The 17,562-nt window shown below is 38.5% G+C and carries 11 protein-coding genes; 4 read left to right on the forward strand and 7 right to left on the reverse strand.

Features of this window, described 5'->3' with window-relative positions; translation table 11 throughout:
* Positions 1-4: 4 nt before the first annotated feature.
* From JM81_RS04875 to JM81_RS04890, 4 genes are all read right to left on the reverse strand, one after another.
* Positions 5-3,160, reverse strand: a complete 3,156-nt coding sequence (locus JM81_RS04875; RefSeq protein WP_144801026.1) for a SusC/RagA family TonB-linked outer membrane protein — start codon at positions 3,158-3,160, stop codon at positions 5-7.
* 221 nt (positions 3,161-3,381) lie between these two features.
* Positions 3,382-5,733 carry a family 20 glycosylhydrolase gene (locus tag JM81_RS04880; RefSeq protein ID WP_261374961.1) on the reverse strand — a complete coding sequence of 784 codons (2,352 nt, stop codon included), beginning with the start codon at positions 5,731-5,733 and terminating at the stop codon, positions 3,382-3,384.
* A gap of 16 nt (positions 5,734-5,749) precedes the next feature.
* Positions 5,750-6,889 (reverse strand): hypothetical protein, encoded by a 1,140-nt coding sequence (locus JM81_RS04885; protein ID WP_144801028.1) that lies wholly within the window; start codon positions 6,887-6,889, stop codon positions 5,750-5,752.
* Positions 6,864-7,904: a carbohydrate-binding family 9-like protein gene (locus JM81_RS04890; protein ID WP_261374962.1), complete on the reverse strand. Its 1,041-nt coding sequence runs from the start codon at positions 7,902-7,904 to the stop codon at positions 6,864-6,866. The genes JM81_RS04885 and JM81_RS04890 overlap by 26 nt, the downstream gene beginning before the upstream one ends.
* 218 nt (positions 7,905-8,122) lie before the next feature.
* On the opposite strand from JM81_RS04890, the gene JM81_RS04895 reads away from it, so the two are divergent.
* The 4 genes from JM81_RS04895 (at position 8,123) to JM81_RS04910 (ending at position 14,380) form a co-directional block, all read left to right on the forward strand.
* Entirely contained in the window at positions 8,123-9,208 is a 1,086-nt protein-coding gene (locus JM81_RS04895; protein WP_144801030.1) for a sensor histidine kinase, read from the forward strand.
* Positions 9,205-9,909: a LytR/AlgR family response regulator transcription factor gene (locus tag JM81_RS04900; RefSeq protein ID WP_089259907.1), complete on the forward strand. Its 705-nt coding sequence runs from the start codon at positions 9,205-9,207 to the stop codon at positions 9,907-9,909. The genes JM81_RS04895 and JM81_RS04900 overlap by 4 nt, the downstream gene beginning before the upstream one ends.
* A gap of 85 nt (positions 9,910-9,994) precedes the next feature.
* Positions 9,995-10,828: an AraC family transcriptional regulator gene (locus JM81_RS04905; RefSeq protein WP_089259906.1), complete on the forward strand. Its 834-nt coding sequence runs from the start codon at positions 9,995-9,997 to the stop codon at positions 10,826-10,828.
* A 285-nt stretch (positions 10,829-11,113) separates the two neighbouring features.
* Positions 11,114-14,380, forward strand: coding sequence for a ThuA domain-containing protein (locus JM81_RS04910; protein ID WP_186435528.1), 3,267 nt, complete (start codon positions 11,114-11,116; stop codon positions 14,378-14,380).
* A gap of 65 nt (positions 14,381-14,445) precedes the next feature.
* On the opposite strand, the gene JM81_RS04915 is transcribed toward JM81_RS04910, so the two are convergent.
* The 3 genes from JM81_RS04915 to JM81_RS04925 are packed head-to-tail and all read right to left on the reverse strand — an operon-like array spanning position 14,446 to position 17,480.
* Entirely contained in the window at positions 14,446-15,126 is a 681-nt protein-coding gene (locus JM81_RS04915) for an ABC transporter ATP-binding protein (RefSeq protein WP_144801034.1), read from the reverse strand.
* Between the two features lie 12 nt (positions 15,127-15,138).
* Positions 15,139-16,401 (reverse strand): ABC transporter permease, encoded by a 1,263-nt coding sequence (locus tag JM81_RS04920; RefSeq protein WP_144801036.1) that lies wholly within the window; start codon positions 16,399-16,401, stop codon positions 15,139-15,141.
* Positions 16,398-17,480 carry an efflux RND transporter periplasmic adaptor subunit gene (locus JM81_RS04925; RefSeq protein WP_144801038.1) on the reverse strand — a complete coding sequence of 361 codons (1,083 nt, stop codon included), beginning with the start codon at positions 17,478-17,480 and terminating at the stop codon, positions 16,398-16,400. Before JM81_RS04925 ends, JM81_RS04920 begins: the two co-directional genes overlap by 4 nt.
* Positions 17,481-17,562 lie beyond the last annotated feature (82 nt).

Genomic DNA, 17,562 nt, shown 5'->3' on the forward strand with positions numbered 1-17,562 from the left:
CTTTTTAAAATTTAACATTTAAACTTAATCCGTAACTTCTAGTTGAAGGAAGACCAAAACGCTCTAAACCTGCACCAAAACTAGCGTTGAATGAAGATTCTGGATCAATATCCTGTGTATTTCTCATGATGTAGAACAAGTTTCTGGCTATCAAGGAAATGTTGGCACTCTTTAAGAACGTTTTAGATATTACACTAGATGGCAGATTATAGCCTAAACTAAGTTGTCTAAGTTTAATAAAGTCGGCATCTTGAATATGCGCTTCTGCTATAGAGTATATTCTCTGATAGTAAGAACTTACATTTTCTGGGGCTATAGTAGTAGAGAAAGGCGCTCCTGCAGCATCTACACCACTAACTGACAATCCGTTTTCCCTTCCTTCTAATGTGTTTTTACTTGCACCGTAGTAGGTAGCATAAGCACTGGTACCAGAGGCAATCTCTGCTCCAAATTTAGCATCGATCAAGAAGTTAAGGTTAAAGTCCTTGTAACGGAAGTTATTGGTAAGACCCATTGAATAAGGTGCTACACCGTTGCCCAAAAATTTATTCTCACCTATGGATGGAGTACCGTTACTGTCATATTGAATTTCACCTGCATCATTTCTTACGAAAGATGTACCGTAAAGTGCACCAATTGGTTTACCAACTATTGCACCAGACTGAACATTGACACCAGTTGCTTGGTCACCTGCAAATATAGGATTGTCATCAGCATCTGTCTTGACCACCATATTTTCGTTATATCCTAAGTTATAGGTAATGTCCCAATTAAAGTTTTCCGTTCTTACAGGAGCACCGGTCAATAGAAGTTCCACACCTTGGTTGGTTACCTCACCAATGTTGATGACCGCTTTTGTATATCCTGTAGTTCTTGAAATATCTATAGGTACAATATCATCTGTAGTCTTATTGTTGTAATAAGCAAAATCGATACCAAATCTATTATTGAACATCTTAAGATCAAAACCTATTTCATATTCTGACTTGGAGAATGGCGTAAGGTTGATGTTCGGTAATTTATTGGAATCCGCACCACCTACACCACCAATGGAAACAGGACTTCCCGTAGCAGTATATGTATCATTGATACCATATACCAATGACAATTGATAAGGGTCGTTAGCTCCACCACCTATATCAGAATATCCTGCACGAATTTTACCAAAGGTAATCCAGCTAGGCATTTGAAAGGCATCGGAAAAAATGAAACTTGAACTGACCGATGGATAGAAGTATGAGTTTGGAGATGTTTTCCCTGCCAACGATAATGTAGAGAACCAGTCATTTCTACCGGTAACGGTAAGATATAAATAGCTGTCATAAGAAAGTTCCGTTGAAAAATAAACGCCTGATCTTTTATTCTTAGAAAAAGAATACCCGTAGTTTTTTCTAGCAACGTTACCAATGGTCACTAAATCAGGAATTACAAAATCCTGACCATTTAACTCTGTTCTTTCATTGGTGAACGTATTACTGTTGGCCCCTAAAACAATGTTGGTAGCAAACTTTTCCGTAATATCTTTTTCTATACCTAAAATTACGTCCGCATCTACCGTAGATACATTGTATGTAGTTTCGGTCATTCCTCCCAAATTCTTGTAAGCCGTACCGTAAGGTTCTACATTGGTAATACTTGCAGTATATTGATCAATACCTGCCCTACCCATTGCATATAACCAATCTGTCAATTCATATCTTAAAGTACCGGAACCAATGAACCTGTTTTTATCACTCTCATTGTTAAATCTTTCGGTTACCCAATATGGATTTTGGTGATAGGTACTTGCCGTAGAAATTAAGTATTCTGAACCAACTTCATTGTAACCTGGTCTTGAATCCAAACCAGCAACCGTTGTTCCTTCCTGAAAGAATCCTGGTTGATAGTCGGCCACATTTACGTTGGCCGGTGATAAGGCAACCGTAAAGTTAGAGTTACCTGGAGAATCTGAAAGTCTTGGTCTGTTCTTAACGTTCTCTATTACATACTTACCGTTAACGTCCAAGGTTAATTTTTCGTTCATTACCACACCTGCGTTTATAGAGAACGACTTTCTGTTCAAACCTGCATTTGGCGTAATATCAGAGTTAGTTAGATCCGTACCTGAAAACCTAAAGTTATACCCATCACCAGATTTGCTTACCGCAACCGTATTGGTAAAGGTAGTAGCAGTGTTGAAGAAGTTTTTTACATTATCTCCAGCATTACTATATGGTCTACTAACACCGTCAAACTGAGCAACGCTTGAACCATCAAGTTTTGCTCCCCAAGAGTTGATACCGGCATCCAATGCCTCTAATCTATCAGATGGGGCAACGCCATTGGTTCCTTGACCATATTCTTTTTGGAAATCGTACAAATCTGTCATAGCAGATTCCATCAACAATGAACTTGAATATTCAACACCAAAACCATTTTGTTGTTTTCCTGATTTGGTGTTGATGATAATAACACCATTTGCTGCCCTAGATCCGTACAATGCCGCGGCCGCACCACCTTTAAGTACACTCATACTGGCAATGTCATCTGGGTTGATACTGGAAATACCATCACCAAAATCCGCCCCGCCCCAACGGCTAGCAGATCCTAAATTCTGGTTGTTGATAGGAATACCATCTACAACATATAAAGGCTGGTTGGTACCACTTGCAGAAGAAGCACCACGAATAACCACGTTACTGGTACCAGAAGCTCCCGTTGCGGATCCGGTAATATTAACACCAGCTACCTTACCTTGCAAGGAATTAATGGCACTTACTGTCTTTACACCGGAAAGCTCACCACCGTCTACTTGTGTAAGGGAGTACCCTAAGGCCTTTTCCTCCTTTTTAATACCCAATGCAGTAACGATCACCTCGCCCAACTGTTCCGCATCCTCTTCCAAGGTTACGTTAATAACTGTTTGGCCAGATACCGCAATTTCTTTTTTGGTATAGCCAATAGAGCTAAATACCAAGGTAGCACCATCGGTAACATTGATGGTATAGTTACCATCAAAATCTGCAGATGTACCATTACTGGTACCCTTTTCTACAACGTTCACACCAGGGAGAGGAGAACCCGACTGGTCTGTTATTGTACCTGAAACCGCTTGTGAAAATGCTCCTTGAAAGGACAGCATAGCCACAAACAGCAATACATAGTTGAATTTTTGAATCATTATCGAATTGTTTTAATTAGTTACTTAGTTTAATGTTATCTTAAGGTTTTCTTAATACCAAATATATAGTCTATAGAAACCTTTCAAATGAAGGATATTCGCCATCACTTGTACAATATTTGCAATACCATTTTTTTTCATTTCTGAACCCTACTGATTTTCAGATCAATTCAGATTTTCCTCACCTCCTTCCATTCTGGTTGTGCAACTTGGCTTATATGTTAATTGATTTTAATTTCATCCATGAATAACCATGAACCCCCGTCATTTCCAGGATAGGGACCATTGACCGCAAGAATTTTTATATACCTGGCCTTGGTCCGGCCAAAAGAAATCTTAACGTCCTGTATTTCATCCGTATTGGCACTTTTAAACGGAATTTCCATGATATCCACTTCTTGAAATTCAATATTGTCCTTGGAAAGGGAAATGGAAATTGCCGTGGGATAGAAAATATCCGGACCTTGGTTTTGTAGAAAACCCAATACGATTTCAGAAATGTCTTTCTGATCCAACAGATCTATGGTCAGTTCCACATCCGTGTTCAGCCAAGCCTGCCATTGTCCGTCGTGAAAATTTTTACTGCCCCGCAACACATTGACCAATGTAGATTCTCCCTCACCTGCATAACTACTATTATATAAGGTATGATATGTAACCTTTGCACCCACACCTTTATGAAAATCATATTGCTGTGTAAATAATGGAGACATAGCCTTACCGTCCTCATAAGCTTTTGCAGTAATCGTTACCGATGAATCAATAGTAACGGGAGCGGTATAGGGTATGAAATTATCCGCATCATGGGCAAATGAATAACGTATATCGGCATCATCAAATTCATTATGTAGTTTAACCAATATTGATTTTGTACCAATGTCCACTGTTGCACTATCCCTAATGGCATACGCACTTTTGGAAACATTGATACCCATGAACTCCAACCTTTCGTTGATTACTTTTAATCGTTCGGAAAAATTGCTCCAATTACGTTGTTCCTTGGTACTCCATAGGGTTTCCGATAAGGCGAGCAACCTAGGAAAAAGCATATATTCAGAATGTTCTTCCGTAGGTATATATTCTGACCATAGATTTGCCTGTCCCCCCATTACAAAAGATTCCTGTTCCTTGGTCATTGTTGGAATTACAGGGTCAAAACCATACACTTTCTTAAGCGGCAGATAACCGCCAATGGCAATGGGCTCCGTATTCTGTGGTCCTTGGTATTGGTCAAAATAACAGAACTCGCCAGGCGTCATTATGACCTTATGCCCTTGTTCTGATGCCTCCATACCTCCTTGTGTTCCACGCCAGCTCATTACTGCAGCGCCTGGTGCCAAACCGCCTTCCAAAATTTCATCCCATCCAATTATCTCCTTGCCTTTAGCATTAATATACTTTTCCATTCTACGGATAAAGTAACTCTGCAATTCTTCTACGGACGCCAACTTTTCTTCTTGCATTCTTTTTTTGCAGTGGGGACAAACTGCCCAATTGGTCTTGGTGGCTTCATCTCCCCCAATATGGATATATGTTCCTGGAAACAAGTCCGCCACCTCATCTATTACATCTTCCAAGAATACAAATGTTTGCTCCTTGCCAGCGCAATAAATTTCAGTTATTGGCCATACTCCACCGGAAGGTACACCAATAGGCTTTTCAAAACAGCTCAACTCAGGATAAGCGGCAATTGCACTCATTACATGTGCAGGCATTTCAATTTCAGGTACTACGGTTATTCCCAATTTATCCGCATAATCAACAACTTCCTTAATTTGTGCTTGAGTATAAAATCCACCATAACCAGCTGCTTCACCTGCTTGGGTAACTTTTCTTGAATTCCAGTGTTTATCTTCCTGATCTACCCTAAAGCCGCCAATCTCAGTAAGTTTTGGATATTTTTTAATCTCTATGCGCCAACCTTGATCATCTACCAAATGCCAATGAAACGTATTTAATTTTAGGAGGGACATAAGGTCCAAGGTTTTTTTAATATATGCGATATCAAAAAAATGTCTTGAAACATCTAACATTACCCCCCTGTAATCATATCTGGGACTATCCTCAATTTCCATGACCGGAACCGACCAATTTACGTGAGATTGTATTTGTTTGCTTTCCATTTCCTTGGGCAAAAGCAAACGCAAGGATTGTATACCATACACCAAGCCATTTTTGGTTGATGCCTTCAACTGTATATACCCTTCATTGATGGATAGTTTATATGCCTCGGCAGCAAGACTGGTATCTACCATAATTTGTACATAATTGGCCGTGGGAGGGCTAGATACTATGGCCATATCAAAACCTGCGGTACTCTTCAACCTTTGGGACAAGATCAACGTTGGTTCTACATATGCATCATTTTCAACAACCAATACGGTACTTTTATCAAAAGTAAAGTACCCTTTGTCCTTTTTCATTTGGTTGGGCTGTGGAATAATGGCCGAAATATTATTGGCAGGACTTTCAGCTGGGTCATAACACGATGTGAGCACCAACGCCAAACCCATAATAATTAACTGCCGTATTTGTTTCATTCCCACAATACCTTGATTTGTAATACCATTCATGCCGTTATGTATTGTATTACTTAGCTTTTGATTCCTTAAAATCCTTTATCATCTTCCATTGCGCTTCGGTAATTGCCGGACCATCAAAGAAGGATACGCCCTTGGCCCCGTTCTTTTGTGCATATTTCATGGCACTCAACAATTCTTCCGGTTGCATATCCGGTACATAAATACCTGTATGTAATTCCACATTACGCTTCTCAAGATCAGTCACCCCTTGCCCTGTTGCATAACCTATCCAATCTATTTCTTCATTATAAAATTGATTGTATATCATAGGCAAGACGGCGTCAATATTCCATTTATCCCAACGTTGGCGTACCATATGGTCTGCCATTTCCGGATACGGAAATACGGCTGCAGTTAATTTTTTACCATTTTTATGTGCAATTTCATAAGAGGCATCCACCACTGCCTTTACCCTGTTCAACCTAAAATTTTTCCATTCCATATCAATGGCAGGATTATCAAAATCGTTAGGGTTCTTATGGTGCATTTTTTCAAAGGTTGACGTACAAACCTCACAATAACAAAAATCATAGGTAGGTAGCTCTACCTCTTGCTGTAAGTTATATTTTGGTAATAGACCTATTGGCAAGAAAATATCCGAATAACGTATATAATCCAAATGTACACTGGCCACACCATCGACCTTAGACAATCCTTCTACCAAGCTTAAAATGTGCTCTTTAGATTCCTTTCTGGTAGGACAAAGCCACTTATAATATCCTACATAAGGCGGTTCATCATAACATGATTTCCCATCCCTACTTACTGCATACCACTCTGGGTGTTGTTCCGCAATTTTATCTCCTGGTCTATTCATGGTAAACATCCATGCATGCACTTCTAACCCCATACCTAAAGCCAACGGTGTCAATCTCGCCAAAAGTTCAGGATCAGTGTAGGTATTTATCAATACGGCATCTATGCCATTATCCGCGTATTTGGCAAACTCTTCTACATAGGAATCATCTGTACGGGACGCGTCTGCGGTTATCCAAGTCCAAAATTTAAATGGGCCGGACTCCTCTTTCTCCAATAGTGCCGTTTCCTTTTCTTCCTTATGCCCACCATTGCATGAGACCATAAAAACACTTAAAAGAATACAGGACATGATCATGCCCACATTACCTCTGCTCAATAAATTTCCCATCTGTATCTATGATTAATTGTTTACCACTAAAAGGACTCTTGGTATAAACCACATAACCCTTTAATTCCTTTTTAATTTTTACTACAATAGATTTGCCCTTTATCTCCTTGGGCGGATAAGTAAAATTTTCCATTTCATTTTCCTGTATCATTTTGCGATATATTTCATACATATACCACTTTATATAGTCATCATCTGGAATGACCACCTTATCCTGTTGTAAATTTTGTTCCGCAAAGTATACATAGCCCCATCGTTCCGGCTCATGCATATTTATGACTTCTTGAGGGCTCCATACCCAGTTGTATTCCGGTTCATATTTACCGTTTTCTTTTTTCTTCCTGCCATAACGATCGTTCTCCAGATCAAACTGCCAATTGACCCTAGAAAAATTTATTCTCCAAAACTGGTTCTTAGGTGGTACCGTACCTTTACTGGCCTCTCCCAATACATTCCATGGTATGGATATCTCAACGGCCCATCCTTTATCACGATCTTTTGAATTGTTTAAGGTGCCATTAATATGCACAGCAGATTTTACACCCTCCATATTCCAGTGATTCAATACATTACCCTGGTTTCGGTATGGTTTGGTGAGGTACAGATCCCAAATAGTATTTAAAACATTAATTTCAAATTCCATATAATTATGGGTATCCCCATCTGGATCTATAAATATCTCAAAATCGTTATTGTAGAAAATAACCGTATCGCGCTGTTTTAACGTTCCCCAGATATGGGGTTCTTCCATTTCCGCATAAAAATGCAAATAGGTATCGTCCCATACCATCTTTACCCGTGTTCTGTATTTTGGCGTTAGGGTTCCTTCTATATCTATAAAATCCGAGGTCCATTTTGCATTTTTCCATGCGACTTCATTAGCAAGTCCGTCAATGGTCAGTTGCCCCTTAGCCTTAACGGCTACGTAAGTCTTGGGTACTTGTTGGGCAGTTCCCGTACATGCAAAAAGGATGCATGTTACCATGGTAATGAACAGGTTTGGTGTTTTTGGCATTAAGATTAGTTAGTTGGTCTGTTTAAAGCTAGAACCGCTTTCATATCAATTTTCAGAAATCAGATTATGACGTCCGGAAGACGGCAAATTTTGGTAACGTCCAATAAAAATTAACAGCGGTACTCTCAAATATTGGAAACCATTTGTTATTATCGCATAAAATTTAGACCAACAACGGGTTTAGAAAGTCGAATACAGTATTTGAATAGCGTAAATTAATGGCCGCAAAGAAGAAAATAAATGACATTATAGAAAGTAAAGGCTCCGAGAGTTATAAAATTCATTACAAATACCATATCATCTTCTGGTCTATTTATATTTTGTTCAACACATTACGTTGGGGAAGCTTACATAACGACTATGTTTATTCTATCAAAACCAATTTAATAGGATTCCCCATACACATGGCATTGGCATACTTTAATGTATATTTTCTAATGCCGGTTTTCGTTTTTAACAAACGATATTTGGAATACACCCTGGCCATTTTGGGGTCATTGGCGCTTATGCTTGTCGTAAAATTTAATTTAACCTACTATTTGATCGACACCAATGTAATGCCAGAGGCTTCTGAAGTAGTCAACAGTATTACCCTTAATTATGCCATTGTTACCATGTTCGGTGAACTGTATGTAGTATCGTTCGTTACGGCCATAAAAATTACCATAGATTGGCTAAGGGAACACCAAAAGCTTCATGAATTGGAAACCAGGCAATTAACATCTGAACTAAGTTTTTTACGATCACAGGTATCTCCCCATTTCTTCTTCAATACCTTGAACAACATTTACTCACTGACATTGGAAAAATCAAATAGGGCACCAGAAGTGGTTTTAAAACTATCTGAATTAATGCGTTACCTTTTATATGCAGCAAGGAAAAACAAACAGGATCTACAGAGTGAAATTGAATTGATACAGAATTATCTTGATCTGGAAAAAATAAGGTTTAATGACTCCCTGACCATTAATATGAACATAACGGGCAATCTTGACAATAAGCGTATTGCACCTATGTTGTTGATCCCTTTTGTAGAAAATAGCTTTAAACATGGTGCCAATAAGACTATTGAACCTATGACCATAGATATTAATATTGCCGTCAAGGAAAAAAAACTATATTTTGAAATCGCCAATCCTATACCCGAAACCTTGGTCATGAACAGATTGGCCGAAGAAGAAGGCGGTATTGGCCTTTCTAACGTTAAAAAACGGTTGGAACTGGGATACCGGCCAGATGAATACGAACTGAACATTACAACTACAAATAATATATTTAAAGTGTTTTTAAAATTGAACGTATGAAGAATTTAAAAGCTGTAATTATTGATGATGAACCATTAGCGGTCAATGTTATTAAAAAATATATTAAAGAGGTCAAAGAGCTTGAGCTCATTAAAACCTTTACTAATGCCGTAGAGGCATCTTCCTTTGTACAAAAAAATCCGGTGGACATCCTATTTCTGGATATTAATATGCCAATACTCAACGGACTGGATTTTTTGGAAAATCTAACGAACAGACCAATGGTAATCATTACAACGGCACATGAGGAATATGCACTTAATTGTTACGAACTAGAGGCTATAGATTATTTGGTAAAACCTATACCTTTTCCAAGATTTCTTAAAGCCGTTAATCGGGTACTGGAATTAAAGACCAGTACCAAGGAAATTGTTTCGGAAAAAGAAGAGGTAGACCATCTTTTTATAAAAATAGACAAGAAAAAGCATCAAAAAATATACTTTGCCGACATCAGCATTGTAGAGAGCTTAAAAGATTATATAAGGATAAAAACAACCAAAGGAAATTTCATTGCCCATAGGACCTTGAGTAGTTTTACAGACGAGCTGCCTTCGCATAAATTCATAAGAATCCATAGATCGTTTACCGTTGCACTGGATAAAGTAGAATTCATTGAAGGTAACAGCTTATCTATTGAAGGGGTAAGATACACCATAGGTAGAAGCTATATTGAAGATGTAAAAAAAGCCATTTTTATGTAATCTAAGGATTAGCAGTATCTTTAATCGGAAATTTAAAGTTCTAATTTAAACAATTCTGTATTTCCAAATTCATTAAACATATTGTTTGAAATTACATCTACTACATAAAAATTTAAGGTCCAACGTTTTATTTTCTTCATTTACAGGGGATGAATTTTTAAAACTATGGCATTACCACCCTGAACTGGAACTTGTATATATAGTTTCTGGAAAGGGCACTTTATATGTAGGGGATTTCATTGGAAATTTTGAAAGCAACAACATTTTCCTAATAGGCTCCAACATTCCCCATATGTTTGACAGCGCCCCTAATTTTGAAGGTGAATCCTCTTCTATAGTGGTACATCTTAATTATGATTTTTTAAAAAAATTGGGACAGTTGGGAGAAGAATTCAATTACATAAATTCTTTGCTACTTTTAAGCAACCGGGGTCTAAAATTCAACACCAAGGAAAGCCAAAAATTCAAAAACCTTTTTCATGAATTGGCAGAAACCTCTTCAGATGAAAAAGTATTGCAGACCTTAAAAATTTTATATCGTTTGTCCTTAATTGAAAATCTAGCCAAATTAGGAAGTATTGAGTGGATAGAGCAAATTAATATTGCTGATGACCGTATTAATACCGTTATAGAATATATCATGATGAATTTCAAGAACGAAATTCAATTAAATGAAATTGCTGAAATGGTAGCCATGAACAAAACAGCATTTTGTCGCTACTTTAAACAGAACACCCAAAAAACATTCGTGAATTTTTTAAATGGCGTGCGTATTAATTATGCATGTAAATTACTTAAGGAAAACAATGCCTCCAATACCATTTCAATGGCATGCTATAATTCCGGATTTAACAGTCTATCCTATTTCAACCGTATTTTTAAAAAAAATATAGGATGTGCGCCTTCTGAATACCGGTAGACTTTACACCCTTTTCTCTATATAATTTTGACTTAAAGTATAGGAGGTATTCAAATTTTGCACAAATTGTATTGGTTTAGGTAAAAATTTAGTTTGAATTCTTTTATTATTCCATTTATTTTGGCCTCAAATTTTAAGCTTGTCCATAAGCATTGAAAAAAACATCAAATCTATCATTTAATGTACAGACCTAATATTTCACTTAGTTCCCCTTATCTCCTGTTAGCACTTTGTTTTTGCATTCTTTTCATACAAAGTTGTTCGCAAAAAAATGATACCATATTGGTGTTTAGCAAAACCCAAGGTTTTAGGCACGGGTCTATTGAGGCAGGAAACCTTGCATTGCAAAAATTAGGCACGGAAAATGGATTTAAGGTCGTTACTACCGAAGATGCCGACTATATCGTAGAGGACTCCTTAAAAAACTATGCTGCGGTAATATTCAACAATACTACTAGAGATATTCTAAATGACGTTCAGCAAGCAGATTTTGAACGCTACATCCAGGCTGGCGGTGGTTTTGTTGGTATCCATGCCGCTACGGATACCGAGTATGATTGGCCATGGTACAATAAACTTGTGGGTGCTGTCTTTAACGACCATCCGCGCATACAAGAAGCCAAATTGAATATTGAAAACAATGCTCACCCGTCTACACAACATTTAGGGGAAACGTGGTCCAAGAGCGATGAGTGGTACAATTTTAAAAATATCAATCCAAATATAAATGTCCTGATTTCTATTGACGAAAACAGTTATGAGGGCGGCACAAATCCTGAGGGCCATCCCATAGCTTGGTATCACGCATATGATGGCGGTAGGGCTTTCTATACCGAGATGGGACATACCAATGAGACTTTTGAGGACCCGTTATTTTTGAAGCATCTATTGGGCGGTATTACCTATGCCGTAGGCGATGCTACCTTAGACTATTCCCTAGCCACTACGGACAGAGTGCCGCCAGAGGACCGCTTTATTAAGAACGTATTGGATTTTAACCTAAACGAGCCCATGGAGCTCGATGAGTTGCCCGGAAGGGGAATTTTGTTCATTGAACGCCACGGTGCTTTGAAGCTTTTTGATTTTGAAACAGAACAAACAAAGACCATTGCACAGCTAAATTTGTTCTATGGCAACGAAGATGGATTATTGGGACTGGCAGTAGACCCCAATTACCTTGAGAACAATTGGGTATATCTTTTATATTCCAACAAAGGGGATATTTCCAAACAACATGTATCCCGTTTTACCTTAAAGAATGACATCCTTGATCTGGATTCCGAAAAAATTCTACTGGAAATTCCTACGGACAGGCAGTGTTGCCATAGTGGTGGCGCCTTGGAATTTGGTCCTGACGGAACCCTTTTTATAGCCCTTGGCGATAATACCAATCCTTTTGAATCTTCAGGATTCTCACCTATGGATGAAAGATTGGACCGTGCAGGGTTCGATGCCCAGCGCTCTGCCGCCAATACCAATGACTTAAGGGGAAAAATATTGCGAATAAAACCAGAGGAAGATGGTAGCTACACTATCCCAAAAGGCAATCTGTTTCCCGTAGGTACGGAAAAAACAAGACCGGAAATCTATGCTATGGGACTAAGAAACCCTTTTAGACATTCTATAGATAGCAAAACTGGTATTCTATATTGGGGAGATATAGGTCCAGATGCAGGTAAGGCTGATCCCAACAGGGGACCTAGCGGAATGGGAGAATACAACCAAGCAAAAAACGCAGGTTTTTGGGGCTGGCCTTTTACTAGAGGGTACAATGAAGCATACAATGATTTTGAGTTTACGACCAATATGTCAGGTGCAAAATTTGACCCAAATAATCTTATCAATGATTCCCCACATAATACGGGTATCCAGAAATTACCTCCGGCACAAAAATCCATGATTCCTATGACCTATTATAGATCGGAAGAATTTCCATGGATGGGCCAAGGAGGAATCAACCCTATGGCAGGCCCCGTATTTCATAAAGCGGATATGCCCAACGCAGAAAATCTATGGCCTCCTTACTTTGAAAACAAATGGTTTGTTTATGAATGGATGAGAGATTGGATTTATGTGATCACCCTAGATGAGGAGTTCAATTATGTTAAAGCCGATGCCTTTATGCCCAATGAGGAATTCTCCCATCCTATGGATATGATCTTTGCGTCCAATGGCAATATGTATATTCTAGAATATGGTCAAAAATGGAACTCCCAAAACCTGGACGCCAGATTGAGCAGCATATCGTATATCAAAGGCAATAGGGAGCCGGTCGCAAAATTTACACACGACAAAACTGTAGGTGCGGCACCGTTGACCGTTGCTTTCTCAGCAGAAAACTCAAAAGATTTTGACCATGATGCGCTTACATATGACTGGTATTTTACAGGAGATTCTCCTCAATCGCAAGAAATGAACACCGAGTTTACCTTTACCGAAGACGGAATTTACAATGTAACCTTAAAGGTAACGGACAGCAAAGGAAACACAGCGTCTGCCAATACGAAAATTTTGGTCGGTAACGACGCCCCTACCCTAAATATACAAATAGCCAACAATGACACTATATACTGGGATGGAAAAAACATAGATTACACCATTACCGTAGAAGATAAACAGGATGGCTCTACTGCTGATCAAACCATTGCCGCAGAAGATGTAAAGGTAACTTTTGACTACATACCGGAAGGCCGTGATTTTGTTAAAGCCACATTAGGGCACCAGCGTAATCTTGATCCCATTGGCAAAAAGGCCATTGAAGCTTCTGACTGTAAAGCATGCCATGCCGTTAAGGAAAAAGTCAACGGTCCAAGTTATATAGACATTGCAAAGCGTTATGGCGCGGAAGATACCGGTTATTTGGTCTCTAAGATCATAAAAGGCGGTGGTGGTGCCTGGGGAGAAAATGCTATGTCCGCCCATCCCCAGCTTACCGTAGAGGAAGTTACGCAAATGGTAGATTACATCCTTAGCCTAAAACCACAAGAAGAGACAGGCCAGAAATCATTGCCGTTGTCCGGAACCATTACATTTAACGATCATATAGGTCAGGCAGGTGAAGGTAATTATGTACTTATGGCTTCCTACCGGGACAAGGGCAATAAAACCCAACCTAACTCTGAACTTACCGTTAGCGAACAGGTCATCTTTAAAAGTCAAAAAATTGAAGCAGAAAACGCCAACGAAATCAAAGAGGGCACGGGTACCTGGAGTACAAGCAAATCTCGGGTTGTGGGTGTTTTACAGCATGGGGCATATCTAAAATTCAATGCTATTACTCTTCAGGACATAGAGCATTTAAAGTTTGCCGCCTTCTATAATATGGATCAAGAATTCAAAGGTATTATGGAGGTTCGTGAAAATAGTGTGGACGGACCATTGATAGGCAAGCAATATCTAGAACATAATGGTAAGGAAGAAACCATTTACTATACCATTCCTATATCCCCTAATGTTGAAAAGGCCGATCTGGTCCTTGTTTTTAAGAACGAACAGGACCCCACTCAAAATATTTGCCATGCAGACTGGATTTCATTTGACTATAAACGATAACACAGTATGGTAATGTAAGAGGGCTTCAAACTTTTTGAAGCCTTTTTTATGCATTGATTATTCCGTTATTGGCCAGATACTATACGCCCATCCTCCATTTCAATGATATAGTCCGTTCGTTTTGCAAAATCTTCATCATGGGTTACCACTAACAAAGATAGCCCTTCCTCTTCCTTTAATCTTTTAAAAATATTGAACACATTGTCAGAGTTATAACTATCCAAATTACCGGTAGGTTCATCCCCCATTAATATAGAAGGATTATTGATCAATGCCCTGGCAATCGCAACCCGTTGTTTTTCACCACCAGAAATGCGCGACGCCTTTTGCTTTGCCAATTTTTCAATTCCTAGCATGCTTAATTTTTCATAGGCGTCATGCTCTATTTCCATATTGGACTTACGGGCCAATTTTTTAGCGGGTAGCATTACATTTTCCAATACACTAAATTCCGATAACAAATAATGGAACTGAAATACAAAACCAATATGTTCATTTCTAATTCTGGAAAGCTCAGATGCAGGTTTACCCGTTACTAAGGTATCGTTTAAGAATAATTCTCCGGTGTAATCAGTATCCATTGTTGAAAGTATATACAATAAAGTAGATTTCCCAGAACCAGACTTTCCCATAATTGATGCAAACTCTCCTTCTTTTATGGCAAAGGAAATATCCTTTAGGACATGAAAATCCTTAGGTTTCAAAAAATGCTTATTGATATTTTTTGCTTCTAAAACATTATTCATTCCTACACCATGTTAAGTACCTCTAATAATTTTAACCGGATCAATATGCTTTGCCTTATTGGATGGTAGCCAGCCCGCAATACAGGTAGAGATCAGCGCAAACACAATACCTATGATATAGTAGGTAAGACTAAAATTTACCGGATATGTATTTATGGTAGGCAGCGCTTCAGTCTCAAAAGGTAGACCATCAATGATTACAGAAAGGACAAAGCCCAATACCAAACCTAAAATACCTCCTATTATGCCTATAATCATAGCTTGACTCATAAATATAAATTGAACATCCGTACCTGAAAAACCTGTAGCTTTTAAAATTGCTATATCCTTCATTTTTTCATAAATGAGCATATTAAGGATATTATAAATACCAAAACCCGCAACGATGAGCAAGGTGATGGATACGGCATAGGTAATTAAATTTCTAATATTTGAACCGGTCTCAAATTGTGCATTGGCCTCATTGATGTCCGTGGCCGTAACATTAAATTGCTTTTCAAGAAATTCTGCCAATTGTGGTGATTGTTCAATATTGTAAAGCTTAATATTGATATCCGTTATATAATTTTGAGATTCACCTAGAATACGTTGTACCGTTTTTAAATTGCAAAAACTCTGAACATTATCCACATCCGCAATACCGCTTTGATAGAGGCCTACAATTTTAAGGGGCACAAGTGCCCCGGCTACCGTGCTCACTTGCACCCTATCTCCTACAGATAAGGACATTTTATCTGCCAACCCGGCACCCAATAAGATTCCATTATCCATGTTTTTTAATGCTTCTGGCGAACCCTGAACAATGTAATCCCGCATATTGGACAATCTGGTTTCTTCCATAATATCCACGCCTACTATACTGCCCCCCAGTTCAATAGACCCGGACAGGTAAAAAATCTGTGCGCGTACTTGGGGAGTGGCCCCCTTTACTACATCTTTATTTTTTAGATAATTAAGTATTGGTAGCGCATTGTGAATTTTCTTTTGCCCCTGTTTGGGTTTAATGGAACTTATTATATGCACCGAGTTTTCAAATTCTTCATAGAGTGAAATAGGTTGATCTTTTGTTGGTGCAATTTCATTGTATAAATGAATATGGGGAGTTTGGTTTAAAATTAAACTGTCCAGCATAGTATTGAGTCCGGTCATAAAACTGACCAAGGTGATATAGGCCCCAATACCAAATGTTACCCCCAAAGCTGCCGTTACGGTGGATTTCATCTTGGTTAAAAGATGTGTTTTGGCAATATTTAAAATTACCTTCCAGTTTATCATTGCGTCGGCTTAATTATCAAGGTGGTTTCCGTTATTCCGGACAGAATTTCTACCTGTTCTAAATTTTGTAACCCAACCTCAACATCTATATCCCCTTCTGGGGCCATAACCTTGTTGCCGTCCATCAAATAATCACGCGGTATGGTAAGAACGTCTTTCTTTTGGGCTATTACAATATTTGCTTCACCGGCCAATCCTGGATACAGTAATTTAGGCGGTTCATTGAACAAAGCCTCAATTTTAAAGGTCTGCAATCGCTCTTCTTTTTGCGGGTAAATCTTACTTACCCTTGCAGTATATATTTCATTGGGATATGCCTCTAAAACAATAAGTACCTGCTGATTTAATTGTATTTTGATGATATCTACCTCATCAATCAACATTTCAATTATAAAATCATTGGCACTACCAATGGTACCAAGCGGCTCTACGGTGCTAACCAGTTCCCCAGGTTCCTTATATAGTGCGTATACCCTTCCTGCAATTCTGCTATTTACCGTAAAATCATCTGTGGTTATCTTGTTAGATTGGTAACTGTTCTTTGCCTGTACCATTTTCGTTTCCAATTCAAAACGCGTTCTGGCATAACGTGCTTTTAAAGTTTTATGTTGATTTTGCGATAGTTGAAAAGCCAACATTTTGGTGTCATACTCGGCTTTGGAACCAATTCCTTGTTCCCATAGGCGTTGCTGTCTGCTTAAATTAAGAGAATCGTTCAAGTATTTTAATCTGGCCGCATAAACCTCGTCTTCAATCTCTTTTAAAACTGCGGCATTACCTTCTAAATTCTCTTTGGATTGTCTTAATGCCAAGTAGGCATTCTCGGTCTGTAGTTGTGGGGCACGATCAATAATTTGAAGAATGGGGTCACCTTTTTGAACCAGATCTCCCTCTTCTTTAAAGTTATTGTCCAAAATACCACCTACCGCGGCGTATAGTTGGTATAAACTATCCGGCTGTATAGTTGCGGATGCATACACGGACATGGTAAGGGTCGTTCTTTTAGGTAAAATGTTATCTTCATTACCTTGACAACCCCCAATTAACAATGAAAGAACTATAATTTTAAAAAAGCGCATATTTCTTAGATTACCTTAACCAAAGTAACTACTAAAGAATATGTTAGCCTATGAGTAAAATCATATAAATTTAATTACCACC

Origin of the sequence: Maribacter sp. MAR_2009_72 (assembly GCF_007827235.1) — a bacterium.
Classification (GTDB): Bacteria; Bacteroidota; Bacteroidia; order Flavobacteriales; family Flavobacteriaceae; genus Maribacter; species Maribacter sedimenticola.

What these genes read in the sequence shown, in the direction of transcription:
- JM81_RS04875 (WP_144801026.1), bottom strand. Translation starts at nt 3,160, where the DNA reads ATGATTCAAAAATTCAACTATGTATTGCTGTTTGTGGCTATGCTGTCC.
- JM81_RS04880 (WP_261374961.1), bottom strand. Translation starts at nt 5,733, where the DNA reads ATGAATGGTATTACAAATCAAGGTATTGTGGGAATGAAACAAATACGG.
- JM81_RS04885 (WP_144801028.1), bottom strand. Translation starts at nt 6,889, where the DNA reads ATGGGAAATTTATTGAGCAGAGGTAATGTGGGCATGATCATGTCCTGT.
- JM81_RS04890 (WP_261374962.1), bottom strand. Translation starts at nt 7,904, where the DNA reads ATGCCAAAAACACCAAACCTGTTCATTACCATGGTAACATGCATCCTT.
- JM81_RS04895 (WP_144801030.1), top strand. Translation starts at nt 8,123, where the DNA reads ATGGCCGCAAAGAAGAAAATAAATGACATTATAGAAAGTAAAGGCTCC.
- JM81_RS04900 (WP_089259907.1), top strand. Translation starts at nt 9,205, where the DNA reads ATGAAGAATTTAAAAGCTGTAATTATTGATGATGAACCATTAGCGGTC.
- JM81_RS04915 (WP_144801034.1), bottom strand. Translation starts at nt 15,126, where the DNA reads ATGAATAATGTTTTAGAAGCAAAAAATATCAATAAGCATTTTTTGAAA.
- JM81_RS04920 (WP_144801036.1), bottom strand. Translation starts at nt 16,401, where the DNA reads ATGATAAACTGGAAGGTAATTTTAAATATTGCCAAAACACATCTTTTA.
- JM81_RS04925 (WP_144801038.1), bottom strand. Translation starts at nt 17,480, where the DNA reads ATGCGCTTTTTTAAAATTATAGTTCTTTCATTGTTAATTGGGGGTTGT.